Origin of the sequence: Streptomyces sp. LX-29, from assembly GCF_029541745.1 — a bacterium.
Taxonomy (GTDB): Bacteria; Actinomycetota; Actinomycetes; order Streptomycetales; family Streptomycetaceae; genus Streptomyces.
Window position 1 is genome coordinate 228,506 of sequence record NZ_CP089746.1, and the last position, 12,318, is coordinate 240,823.

Genomic DNA, 12,318 nt, shown 5'->3' on the forward strand with positions numbered 1-12,318 from the left:
CGGGCGTCCGACGAGGCGTCTCCGACAGCCACCCCGCCCCGTCCGAGCGACAGGCGGCGAGGCGGGGTACAGGATGGACGTCGCAGCCCAGGTATCGGACCCCGGGAGCAGGCCATGCCCACCTCCGCCCGCATCACCGTCATCGGGGTGGGCAACGCGTTCCGGCGGGACGACGGGGTGGGGCCCGCGGTCGTCGCCCGGCTGGAGGAACGCGCGGCCGACGGCGCCCTCCCCGCCGGAGTCCGGCTGGCGTGCCGCGACGGGGATCCCGGCCGGCTGATCGGCCTGTGGGAGGAGGCCGAGCTGGCTGTCGTCGTGGACGCGGCCCACACCGGCGCAGGGTGTCCGGGCCGGATCCACCGGTTGGAACCAGACGGACGCACGGCATGGGGCGCGGGCGCCGCGAGCAGTCACGGGCTCGGTCTGGGCGAGGCGATCGCGCTGGCACGCACCCTCGGCAGGATGCCCGGGCGACTGGTCGTCTACGCGGTCGAGGGGGCCGACACCTCCCTGGGCACGGGCCTGTCCCCCGCGGTCGCCGCGGCTGTCGGACCGCTCGCGGAACGCGTCAGGGAAGAGCTCGCCCTCCATCTCCCCGGGCCCTGACACACGCCCACCGCGGTGCGGCCGGGCACGGGTTCTCCCCGACGCCGGACCGGGCCCGGCCGCAAACCGCACCTCGGGCCGGGCCGGGCCGGGCCGGGCCGGAGGGGACAGCCGCTCGGCGCACTCCGCGTGCGCGCCGCGAGAAGTGTGGTCAGGCTGAGAAGCAGCATTCCCGGATCTTCGGAACGAGCGGGAGAGACGCCATGCCCTCCGCGACGGCACCGCCGGACGTCGGCCGCACCGGTTGTGTGCTGGACCGTGAAGGCATCGAGGCACTGGTGCGGGAGCTGCGCGCCCGGGGCCGGACGGTGATCGGGCCGACCCTGCGGGACGGTGCCATCGTGCTGGCCGAGCTGGACTCCGCCGACGCCCTGCCCTACGGGTGGGGCGTGGAGTTGGAGGCGGGCCGCTACCGTGTGAGGCGGCGGGACGACGCCGCGGCCTTCGCCCACAGCGCCGGCCCGCAGTCGTGGAAGAACTTCCTGCACCCCGAGCGGGTGCGCCAGTGGACCGCCGACCGCGGCGCGGACGGCGAGATGACGGTCCGTCCCGAGCGCCAGGAGCCCGTCTCGTTCGCCTTTCTCGGGGTGCGCCCCTGTGACCTGCGGGCCATCCAGATCCAGGACCGGGTCATGATCGGTGGCCGGCATCGGGACGCGACCTACCGGGAGCGCCGGACCGGCGCCTTCATCCTCGTGGTGGAGTGCACCGAACCGGGCGCCACCTGCTTCTGCGTCTCCATGGGCACCGGTCCGGCCGCCCAACCCGGTTACGACCTGGCGCTGACCGAGGTGGTGGACGAGGCCGGCCACCGCTTCCTGGCCCGCGCCGGGACCATGGAGGGTGCGGAGGTGCTCGCCCACCTGCCGCGGCGGCCCGCCGACGAGGCCACGTGTACGAGAGCCCGGGAGAGCGTGGCGGACGCCGCCGGACGGATGGGCCGCACCATGCCCGCGGTGAACCTCCAGACGCTCATGGCGGGCACTCTGGAGGCCGAACGCTGGGACGATGTCGCCGCCCGCTGCCTGACCTGCGGCAACTGCACCATGGCCTGCCCGACGTGCTTCTGCACCACCACGGAGGACGTCACCGACCTGACCGGCGACCACGCCGAACGCTGGCGCCGCTGGGAGTCCTGCTACGACCTGGACTTCACCCACCTGCCCGGCGGCTCGGTGCGCTCCTCCTCGCGCAGCCGCTACCGCCAGTGGCTCACCCACAAACTGGGCACCTGGCACGACCAGTTCGACAGCTCCGGCTGCGTGGGGTGCGGCCGCTGCATCGTGTGGTGCCCGGTCGGCATCGACATCACCGAGGAGGCGCACGCCCTGCACCGGGAGGCCCTCGACCGGCGGCCCGGAGGAAGGAACAGGGCGACGTGAAGCGCACCGGACTGCTCGCCGCCGTCCCCGAAGGCCCGCGCGGGCGGCTCATGGAGCTGAGCCGCGAGGTGTCCTTCCCCGCCGGCACGCGCATCTTCGAGGAGGGCGGAAAGGCCAACCGGTTCTGGGTGATCCGCAGCGGCAGCGTCAGCCTGGACATCCATGTGCCCGGGCGTCGGGCCGTGGTCGTGGAGACCCTGGGCCCGGGACGGCTGCTGGGCTGGTCCTGGGTGTGCCCGCCGCACGAGTGGCACCTGGGCGCGGAGGCGACGAGCCAGGTGCGGGCCTGGGAGTTCGACGCGGCCGAGGTCCTCTCCCTGTGCGAGCGCGACCCCGAGCTGGACCACGCGCTGCTCAGCTACGTCGTGGAGGTCATCGGTCGTCGGCTGCGCGCCGCCCGCACCCGGCTGCTGGACCTCTACGGCCCGTACGGGAGCGAACCGGAGCCGTGACCGTCCCCCTTCCCTACCGGGTGGTGAGCAACCGAGCCGAGACCTCGGACACCCGCACGATCGAGCTGTGCCCGGTCGGCGAGGCACTGCCGTCCTTCTCCCCGGGCCAGTTCGCCATGGTCTACGCGTTCGGGGTCGGCGAGATCCCGGTGTCCGTCGCCGGCCTGCGCGACGGCACCCTCACCCACACCGTCCGCAGGGTGGGCGCGGTCTCCCGCGCCCTGTGCGAGGCCGCCCCCGGGACGTGGGTGGGCGTGCGGGGCCCCTTCGGCACCGGCTGGGACCTGTCGGCCGCCGACGGAGGAGACCTGCTCGTGGTGGCGGGCGGCATCGGCCTGGCCCCGCTGCGGCCGCTGGTGCGGGCGGCGTTGTCCTCGCCGGGCGGCCGGGGACGGTTGAACGTCCTCATCGGCGCCCGTACCCCGGAGGACCTGCTGTACCGAGAGGAACTGGGCGGCTGGGGGCGGCCGTACTGCGGGGTGACGGTGGACCGGGCGGGGCCTGGGTGGAGCGGCCATGTCGGCGTGGTGACCACGCTCCTGGACCAGGCCGCGTTCTCCCCTCGGGAGACCACGGCCTTCGTCTGCGGACCCGAGGTCATGATCCGCGCCACCGCCCGCGAGCTGCTCCACCGCGGCGTCCCGGCGGAGCGCGTCCGCGTCTCCCTGGAGCGGAACATGCACTGCGCCACCGGCCACTGCGGCCACTGCCAGCTCGGTCCCCTGCTGCTGTGCCGAGACGGCCCGGTCGTCGGCTATGACCAGGCCGCGTCCCTGCTCGCGGTGCGGGAGCTCTGACATGGCCGATCCCCCACGCCCCCGACCCCGGCTCGGCGTGTTCAAGTTCGCCTCCTGCGACGGCTGTCAGCTCACCCTGCTGGACTGCGAGGACGAGCTGCTCCCGCTGGCGGCCGAGGTGGAGATCGCCCACTTCGTGGAGGCGTCGAGCGACATCCGCCCCGGACCGTACGACCTGTCGCTCGTCGAGGGCTCGGTCTCCACCCCCGAGCACCTCGAACGGGTCCGCCGGATCCGCGCCGACTCCCGCCACCTGGTGACCATCGGGGCCTGCGCGACGGCGGGCGGTGTGCAGGCCCTGCGCAACTTCGCCGACGTCGCCGAGTTCCAGGCGGTCGTCTACGCCGAACCCGAGTACATCCAGACCCTGGCCACCTCCACGCCCATCTCGGCCCATGTCCCCGTCGACTTCGAACTGCGCGGCTGCCCCATCGACCGCGGGCAGCTCCTGGAGGTGATCACCGCCTTCCTCGCCGGCCGTCGCCCCGACATCCCCGATCACAGCGTCTGCTTCGCCTGCAAGCGGCGCGGCACCGTGTGCCTCCCCGTGGCGCACGGCACCCCCTGTCTGGGACCCGTGACCCATGCCGGATGCGGAGCGCTGTGCCCGGCCTACGGACGCGGCTGCTACGGGTGCTTCGGGCCGTCGGGCTCGACCAACATGCCCGCGATGATCCCCCTGCTGCGCAGCGAGGGCATGAGCGACGAGGACGTCCGGCGGTTCCTGCACACCTTCAACGTCAACGACTTCGCCGCGATCGAGCCGAGCGAGGGGGAGGAGCGCTCATGACACACGGCGGTTCGCGCACGGTGCGCGTCGGCGCGCTCGCGCGCGTCGAGGGTGAAGGCGCGGTGCGGCTGCGGATCGACGACGGCACCGTCACCGAGGCCCGCTTGAGGATCTACGAACCGCCGCGCTTCTTCGAGGCCTTCCTCCGCGGACGACGGCACACCGAGACCCCGGACCTCACCTCGCGCGTGTGCGGCATCTGCCCGGTCGCCTATCAGACGAGCGCCTGCCAGGCGATCGAGGACGTCTGCGGCATCACGGTCGACGGACCACTGGCCGCGCTGCGGAGGCTGTTGTACTGCGGGGAGTGGATCGAGAGCCAGACCCTGCACATCCATCTGCTGCACGCACCCGACTTCCTCGGCTGCGACAGCGCCGTCGAGCTGGCCCGGAGCCACCGGGACGAGGTCGAACGGGGTCTGCGGCTGAAGCAGGCCGGCAACACCGTCATGGAGGTCCTCGGCGGACGGGCCATCCACCCGATCAACGTCCGGGTCGGCGGCTTCCACCACGTTCCCACCCCCGGTGAGCTGCGCCCGCTGGCCGAGCGCCTGCGACAGGCCCGCGACGACGCGCTGGCGACCGTGGCCTGGGTGGCCGGCTTCGACTTCCCCGACGCCGAGTGCGACGCCGACCTGTTCGCCCTGGCCGCACCGGACACCTACGCCATCGAGGCAGGAACCCCCACCGTGCTGCCCCATGGCGACGGGGCCGGCCCGCGCACGTTCCCCCTGGCCGACTTCCCCGCCCGCGTCGTCGAGGAGCAGGTGCCCCACTCCACCGCGCTCCAGGCCCGGCTGGACGGCGGACGGCACCTCACGGGCGCGCTGGCCCGGTACGCCATCAGCGGTCACCTGCTCCCCCCTGCCGTCCGTGAGGCCGCGACGTCCGCCGGACTCGCCGACCCCGCGTCCGGGGAGATCTGCCGCAACCCCTTCCGCAGCATCGTCGTACGGGCCGTCGAGGTCCTCTACGCCGTGGAGGAGGCGCTGCGTCTGATCGGCTCCTACGAGCGTCCGCCGCGCCCCGCCGTGGACGTCCGCCCCCGGCCCGGAACGGGCCACGGCGCCTCCGAGGCGCCCCGCGGCACCCTCTACCACCGCTACACGCTCGACCGCGAAGGGGTCGTCACCGACGCCTGCCTCGTCCCGCCCACGGCCCAGAACCAGGGCGCCATCGAGGAGGACCTGCGCCGGGTCGTCCAGGACCGGCTGGAACGGGGGGAGGCCACCGACGCCGAGCTGACCCGGCTGTGTGAACGCGCCGTCCGCAACCACGACCCCTGTATCTCCTGCTCGGCCCACTTCCTGGACCTGACCGTCGAACGGCGCCGCCGAGCGTGAGCGACCTGTGGCCACGCGGAGCCGGCCGGGCCGGGTCGTCGGGTCGGAGGGCCGCTCGGCTCTCCCCGGCACGCGGCGGTGGGCCGACCATGGTGGTGGAGGCACCGTGGAAGGAGGACATCGTGCATGGCGCCCCGCACATCGTGAGCGATGTGATGACACAGACCGTCGTCGCCGTCGGGCGCGACGCGACGTTCAAGGAGATCGTCGAGACCCTGGCACGGTGGAAGGTCAGTGCCCTGCCGGTGCTGGCGGGCGAGGGGAGGGTGATCGGCGTCGTCTCGGAGGCCGATCTGCTGCCCAAGGAGGGTTTCCGGGACGGCGACCCGACCCGCTACGAGCAGCTGAGCCGGCTTCCCGAACTCACCAAGGCGGGGGCGGTCACCGCCGGCGAGCTCATGAGCACCCCCGCCGTCACCGTGCACGCGAACGCGACGCTGGCGGAGACCGCGCGCGTCATGACCCACCGGCACATCAAGCGGCTTCCCGTGGTGGACGACGAGGGACGCCTGACGGGCATCGTCAGCCGCATCGATCTGCTGAAGGTCTTCCTGCGACCGGACGAGGAGATCGAGGAGGAGGTGCGCCGGGAGGTGGTCCGCGCTGTCTTCCCCGATCCGGAGCGGCCGATCCGGGTGACCGTGCGGGAGGGCGTGGTGACCCTGAGCGGCCAGATCGGCGACATCTCCCTCGTCCCCGTGGCGGCCCGCCTGATCCGCGCCGTGGAGGGCGTCGTGGACTTCGTGAACGAGATGACGGGCCCGGCTCCGGCGGAGGGGTCCCCACAGGACACCGAACAGCCGGCCTGAAAGCCTCGGCCGCCGTCCCCCGCCCGGTCGCCCGGCCTCGCGGCTCAGCTGTGCGGCACCACGGCGACCGGGCAGGCGACATGGTGGACGGCCGCGTGTGCCACCGGGCCGAGGCGGGACACCCGGTGTCGGCGACGGCCGACGACCAGCAGTGCGGCGTCCGCCGCCGCTCGTACGACCGCCTTGGCGGCGCTCTCCAGCCGCACGTCGTCGATCACCCGCACGTCGGCGAACCGCTCTCGCCAGGGGCGCAGCGCCTGGTCGAGCTCCTGTTGCGCCTCGTCCGCGAGCTCCTTGGACACGTCGGGGTCGACGCCCCAGGGCACGTACGCCTGGACGGGGAGGGCGCGGCCGTGCACCGCGCGCAGCGGCACGTCTCGCGCGGCGGCCGCGGCGAAGGCGAACTCCAGCAGCTCGTCGCAGGAGCCGCTCAGACCCACTCCGGCCACCACCTCCCCGCCGTCTGCCACGGGGCGTTCGCGGTCGGGCGTGCCGGCCCTCACCAGGACCACCGGCCGCTCCGCCCGCGCCACGATGTACATGCCGGTGTCCCCGAGGAAGAAGCTCTCCAGCGGTTCCAGGCCGCGTGAGCCGAGCACCGTCAGCTCCGAGTCCGAGGCGGCCCGCAGCACAGCGGCGGCGGCGTCCTCCTGCACCAGCTCCTCCTCGATGGCCAGGTCGGGCCAGCGCCGCCGCAGCTCCTGGTGCGCGTCGTGGACGATCCGCCTCGCCCAGTAGTTCTGGTCCCGCACGCTCTCGACGTCGGCGGCCGCCGCGAGGAGGACCCACGCGTGGAGCAGCCGCAGCCCCAGCCCGCGCCGTGCGGCCTCGACGGCCGCCCAGCGCGCGGCGGCCAGGCTCTCGGGGGAACCGTCCAGACCTACGGTGACGACTGGCTCCATGGCGACCGCCTCTCTCGTGTCTCCGCCCTTCGAGAAATACCCCACCTCGAAGGTCGTCGCATGCGGTCAGGCGTTCGGACCCGTGTCGTCCCTGCGGCAGGTGTGGCGACGGCGCCGATTTCCGCCGCATCTTCGTACTCCCATACGGCGGGCACCAGCGCCTCGGGCACGCGGCGGCCGATGCGGGCGGTGCGCTCGAAGACGAGGCCGCTGGCGCTCCAGGCGTTCAGCGTGCGCCACCCGTACACCATCGACTCGCCGATGAACACGTCGGCGGCCCCTCCCACCGCCCGCCGTGTCGCGCCGAGAGCGTGCACCATCGAGGTAAGGGGACGGGAGGGAGGAGTGGCGGCGATGAGGTCGTCGTCGCTGTCGCCCCGTCCCGCGAGACGCTCGCGGAGGAGGCCCGTGAACGCACGCTCTGAGGACGCGATGCCGACAAGGATCCTGCTCGAGGGACGCCCGGGTGTGGGCAAGACGACCGCCGTGCGGCGGCTCGCCGCCCTGCTGCGCACCCGCACGCCCGTCGGTTTCACGACGGAGGAGATCCGGGAGGGCACCGCCCGGGTGGGTTTCGCGCTGGAGACGCTGGACGGCAGGCGGGCCGTGCTCGCGCACGTCACCTTCCCCGGGCCGCCGCGTGTCGGCCGGTACGGTGTCGATCCACGCGTCATGGACGATCTGGCGCTGTCGGCCCTCGCCCCACTGTCGCGAAACCCCGCGCCCGGGGATCTCGCGCTCATCGACGAGCTGGGCCGGATGGAACTGTCCAGCTCCGCTTTCCGGGAGGCTGTGGGGGACCTGTTCACGGCCGGCATCGACGTCGTCGCCACCGTGCACGCCCACCACGACCCGTTCACCGACGCCCTCAAGCGGCGCGCGGGCGTCGAGCTGGTCCAGGTGACGGCGCGCAACCGGGACGCGCTGCCCGGGGAGCTCGCGGCACGGCTGGAGGCATAGCACCCCGCATCACGCCCCACGCCCCACGCCCACGCGTGAACGAGGGTGCCGGACCGATTCCCGAGGATCTCGACGTGGCGTGGCGGAACCCGACGCCGCCGGGCGCCCCTCGACCATCTCCATGAGGGCGAGGGCGACTTCCCCGACCCCGTCGGACGCGCATCCGCCTCGACCGTACCGGGAGGCGGCCACCGGCACCGGGCCGCGACGCGGAGGGGCGGACCGCTCGGGCGTAGGCTTCGCTCAGCACGGATCGGCGGGGGGCGGAGCACATGACGGCTGCGACGGCACAGAGGTGGGAGTCGTCCCTCGATTCGGTCGTGGTGTACGCGCAGGGCGCGGTCTGCCGGCGTCTGGCCCGGGGCAGCGTGCCGCCGGACGGCCGAGTGCGGGTGACGGGACTGCCCCGTTCGCTGGACATGGGCTCGCTGCGGGCCCGCCCCCTTGGCGCCCCCGAGGTGCGTGTCACCGAGGCCCGCGTGGACGTCGAGGCCGCGCCACTCGGCACCGGCACGCCCCACGCGGCGCGGCGCGAGGTCGAGCGGCTGCGCGACGAGTACGCGGCGGCGCTGGGGCGCCGGGACCGGCAGCTGAACCTCATCGAGGAGATCAGGGCGCTGCGGCCGGTCCCGCCGGCCCGCGGGCGTGAGGACCCGCACCGCCGCACCCCGGTCGACGCGTGGCTGGGACTCGCCGACTTCGTCGACGAGCGGCTGACACGGCTGCACGCACGCCTCGTCGAGCTGGAGGAGGCACTGCGTCGCGTCGAGCACGAGCTCGCCGTCGCCACGGACGGACTAGCCCGCGCTTCCACCGACGCACCGTCAGCGCATGTGGAGACCACGGTCTCCGCGCTGCTGACCCTCGACGGCGCCGGTGGCGCGGAGGTGGGCGTGGAGCTGGAGTACGGGGTGCCGGGCGCCGTCTGGGTGCCCGCCTACCGTCTCACCCACCGCCAGGGAGACGACAGCGGCCGTCTGGTGCTGCGCGCGGCGGTCGCCCAGCGCACCGGCGAGGACTGGACCGGCGTGCGCGTCGGCCTGGCCACCGCCGACCTGCGGCGCCGCTCCGACCTGCCGAGGCTCCGCTCGCTCCGGATCGGACGCCGGCAGCCCGCCCCCGCGCCCGCCGGCTGGCGCGAGCCCCCGGCGGGCCTCGCGGACCTGTTCTCGGGGTACGACGTGGCAGGCCCTCGCCCTGCTCCGACCGGCGCACCCGCGGTCGCCGGAGCCGACTACGCGGCCGTGGCCGCCGCGGGAGGCCCGGCGCCCGGCCCCTTTCCGCCGCCACCACCGCCGGTGCCACAGGGCTACGGCGGCCCGCCCGCCGCGCTCCCGGTTCCCGGCGGCACGGACGGCGTCTCCCCCGACGTCTTCGGCGGCGGCATGCCCGACCTCGCGCAGCCGGTCCGGTCACGACCGGCGGGCAGGCCGGGCGCCGGCAACAGGTCCTTCGCGGGGCCTCCCCCCGCCATGGCACCTGCCGCACCGGCCGCACCGGCCCCCATGGCACCTGCCTCACCGGCCGCACCCGCCCCCATAGCGCCCGCCGCACCTGCCCCCATGGCACCTGGCGTCATGGCGCCCTCCGCACCCGCCGCTCCCAGGGCGGCCGCGCCACCGCCACCGCCGCCCCCGACACCGGCGGCCGGTCCGCCACAGCCGAGCGGCGCCGAGCTCGACTACGCCGCCCTCGCCCTGTGCGGCCCCGACGAGCGGGGCGACCGCAGAGGTCGGCTGTTTCCCGACTCCCCCTTCGACGCGGTGGCGGCCGAGTACCGCCGCCGCGCCGAAGCGGTGGCCGCGCTGCCGCTGCCCGGGCACGCCGTGCGCCCCCGGGAGTCGGCGGGTTCCTTCGACCACCGCTTCGACGCCACCGCGCGGGCCGACATTCCGTCGGACGGCACGTGGCACACCCTCACCGTCGCCGAGATTCCGGTCGGTCTGCGCACCGAGTACCTCTGCGTGCCGTCCGTGGAGCAGACCGTGTACGCGACGTTGGTCCTCTCCAACCCCACCGACCAGGCGCTGTTGGCCGGCCCGGTGGAGGTCACCGTCGACGACGACTTCCTGCTGACCACCGCTCTGCCCACGCTCGCGCCCGGTGGTGTCCGTCGGGTGGGGCTGGGGCCGGCGGAGGGCGTCCGGGTCACCCGCCGTACGCATCTGCGCGAGTCGACCTCGGGCCTGCGCAACACCACCACCGTGCTGGACCACCGGGTCCATGTGGAGCTGGCCAACCGGCTGGCGAGGCCCGTCACCGTCGAGGTCCGCGAGCGGGTGCCGGTCACCTCCGAACCGGACGTCCGGATCGAGGAACGGGCCGACTGGACGGCACCCGAGGACGGCCCCGGGTCCGAGCACCACGCCCCGGGCACCCGCCTCTGGCGGATCGATCTGTCCGCCGGCGGCACCGCCGCCCTCGACGGCGGTTACGAGATCCGCATCCCGGCCGGCAAGGCCCTGGTCGGCGGCGACCGCAGGAGCTGACACACGCCATGTCCACGGCACCGAAGCCGATCGCCCTGCCCGTCACCGCCGTCACCTGTCTGGAGGATCGCGCCCACATCGAGCGCGCCGCCGTGCTCGACCTGGAGGCCGGGGTCCAGCGGCTGCGTCTGGGACCGGTCAGTGCGCTGGCCGTCGACCGTACCCTCCATGCCGAGTTGACCGCCGATCACCCGGCGACCGTGCTCGACGTACGGATCGTCCGCGGCTGGACGCCGCCCGGGCCGCCGTCGTCCACCGACGACGACTCCACCCCGCACCACCGCCTGCACACGCTCGAAGAGGAGCGGATCGCCCTGGGGCGGCGACGCGATCGGCTGCACTCCCGCCTCGACCTGCTCGGCCGCCTCGCCGCCGATCTGCTGCGGGAGATCGGCGAAGGCGCCGGCTCCGGGGAGTCCGAAAGCTCCCGCTGGGCCCGCGAACTGGACCGCGTGGACGACGAACGCGACACGTACGGCGAGCAACTCCGCGCCGTGGACGCCCGGCTGGCAGCCCTCGCCGCCGAACGGCACGAGGTCCAGCGGGCCGTGGACCTCTCCGAGGGGGAGCCCGCCGAGTTGGTCGGCCATGTCGAGCTGACCGTGGAGTCCGCCGTCGCGGGGCGGGTCGGGCTGCGCCTGAGCCACCTCATCCCGTGTGCGCTGTGGCGGCCCGCCTACCGGGCCGTGCTCGACGGGGACTCCCTGACGCTGGAGACCGACGCGATGGTCTGGCAGCGCACCGGCGAGGACTGGTCGGACGTCCGGCTGACGCTGTCCACGGCCCGGTCGGCGCTGGCCACGGATCCGCCGCGGCTGGGCGAGGACCGGCTGACGCTCGAGGACCGCTCCGCCGCGGAGCGCCGCACGGTCGACGTCGAGCTGCGCGAGGAGGAGATCGGGGGCCTCGGCCCGACCCCGGTGCTCGGCCTGCCGGGGGTGGACGACGGCGGCGAGACCCAGGTGCTGCACTCCCCCTCACCGGTCTCCGTGCCCGGGGACGGCCGCGCCCACCGGGTGCCGCTCTCCGCCTTCACCACGGCCGCGAGCAGCGAGTACGCCTGCTCACCCGAGCTGTCCCCGCTGGTCACCCAGGTGGCGCGGTTCGACAACCTGTCCGGCCACGCGCTGCTCGCCGGTCCCGTGGACCTGGTTCGCGGCGGTGGGTTCAGCGGCCGCGGCACGCTGGACTTCACCGCTCCCGGAGCACCTGTCGAGCTCGCCTTCGGCAGCCGCGACGACCACCGGGTGGTCCGGCATGCCGAGGAGTCCCGCGACCTCGCCGGAATCACCCAGCGGACCGTGGTCACCCGCACGGTCCGGCTCCACCTGTCCCGGTTCTCCGCCCCCGGGGAGCACGACGAACGGGTGGTCGTCCTGCGGGAGCGGATCCCGGTCTCCGAGATCTCGTCGGTGGAGGTACGCCTGCGCGAGGATGCCTGCTCCCCCGCGCCCGACCTGGTCGACGCCGAAGGCATCGTCCGCTGGGACGTGCCCCTCCCGCCCGGTAGCCGGCGCACGGTCACCCTGGTCTACGAGCTGTCGGCGAAAGGCACGGTCGTCGGGCTCTGAGTTCGGCGGTCCGCCGCGCACCGCCGCATCGCCGTCGGGAACGACCTCGACGGCGAGCATACGAACACCCGCTTCCGCTTCTCGCGTCGGCGGGTCGAGCATGATGATCGGACAAGGCCGCCGTCCTCTCGCGGCGCTCAGAGGCCGGAGGATTCGTCAACCGTGGAGCCGGCCCGAACGGGTGGAGACTTCGGGTCCCGGTTACGCGGCGTGCTCT

Annotated in this window: 11 protein-coding genes; 10 read left to right on the forward strand and 1 reads right to left on the reverse strand. The window is 74.2% G+C overall.

The window, feature by feature from the left end; all coding sequences use genetic code 11:
- The first annotated feature begins 114 nt into the window (after positions 1-114).
- From LRS74_RS01170 to LRS74_RS01200, 7 genes are all read left to right on the forward strand, one after another.
- Positions 115-606, forward strand: a complete 492-nt coding sequence (locus tag LRS74_RS01170; protein WP_277739162.1) for a hydrogenase maturation protease — start codon at positions 115-117, stop codon at positions 604-606.
- 203 nt (positions 607-809) lie between these two features.
- The gene (locus LRS74_RS01175; RefSeq protein WP_277739163.1) at positions 810-1,988 is read left to right on the forward strand and encodes a 4Fe-4S dicluster domain-containing protein; all 1,179 of its coding nucleotides are present in this window, start codon (positions 810-812) and stop codon (positions 1,986-1,988) included.
- On the forward strand, positions 1,985-2,440 hold the full coding sequence (locus tag LRS74_RS01180) for a cyclic nucleotide-binding domain-containing protein (protein ID WP_277739164.1): 456 nt from the start codon (positions 1,985-1,987) through the stop codon (positions 2,438-2,440). Before LRS74_RS01175 ends, LRS74_RS01180 begins: the two co-directional genes overlap by 4 nt.
- Positions 2,437-3,237 carry an FAD/NAD(P)-binding protein gene (locus LRS74_RS01185; RefSeq protein ID WP_277739165.1) on the forward strand — a complete coding sequence of 267 codons (801 nt, stop codon included), beginning with the start codon at positions 2,437-2,439 and terminating at the stop codon, positions 3,235-3,237. The genes LRS74_RS01180 and LRS74_RS01185 overlap by 4 nt, the downstream gene beginning before the upstream one ends.
- 1 nt (position 3,238) lies before the next feature.
- A complete protein-coding gene (locus LRS74_RS01190; protein WP_277739166.1) occupies positions 3,239-4,027 on the forward strand; it encodes an oxidoreductase in 789 nt (262 codons plus the stop codon).
- Positions 4,024-5,370, forward strand: coding sequence for a nickel-dependent hydrogenase large subunit (locus LRS74_RS01195; protein ID WP_277739167.1), 1,347 nt, complete (start codon positions 4,024-4,026; stop codon positions 5,368-5,370). The genes LRS74_RS01190 and LRS74_RS01195 overlap by 4 nt, the downstream gene beginning before the upstream one ends.
- Before the next feature lie 122 nt (positions 5,371-5,492).
- Complete coding sequence (locus LRS74_RS01200; RefSeq protein ID WP_277744553.1) at positions 5,493-6,179, forward strand: CBS domain-containing protein; 687 nt, start codon at positions 5,493-5,495, stop codon at positions 6,177-6,179.
- A 44-nt stretch (positions 6,180-6,223) separates the two neighbouring features.
- Here LRS74_RS01200 and LRS74_RS01205 read toward each other — a convergent pair whose 3' ends face one another.
- Entirely contained in the window at positions 6,224-7,081 is an 858-nt protein-coding gene (locus LRS74_RS01205; RefSeq protein WP_277739168.1) for a universal stress protein, read from the reverse strand.
- A 408-nt stretch (positions 7,082-7,489) separates the two neighbouring features.
- Between LRS74_RS01205 and LRS74_RS01210 the strand changes: the two genes are divergently transcribed.
- From LRS74_RS01210 to LRS74_RS01220, 3 genes are all read left to right on the forward strand, one after another.
- A complete protein-coding gene (locus LRS74_RS01210; protein WP_277739169.1) occupies positions 7,490-8,041 on the forward strand; it encodes a nucleoside-triphosphatase in 552 nt (183 codons plus the stop codon).
- Between the two features lie 272 nt (positions 8,042-8,313).
- Positions 8,314-10,530, forward strand: a complete 2,217-nt coding sequence (locus LRS74_RS01215; protein ID WP_277739170.1) for a DUF4139 domain-containing protein — start codon at positions 8,314-8,316, stop codon at positions 10,528-10,530.
- Positions 10,531-10,538: 8 nt separating this feature from the next.
- Positions 10,539-12,101 (forward strand): DUF4139 domain-containing protein, encoded by a 1,563-nt coding sequence (locus LRS74_RS01220; protein WP_277739171.1) that lies wholly within the window; start codon positions 10,539-10,541, stop codon positions 12,099-12,101.
- Positions 12,102-12,318: the final 217 nt, after the last annotated feature.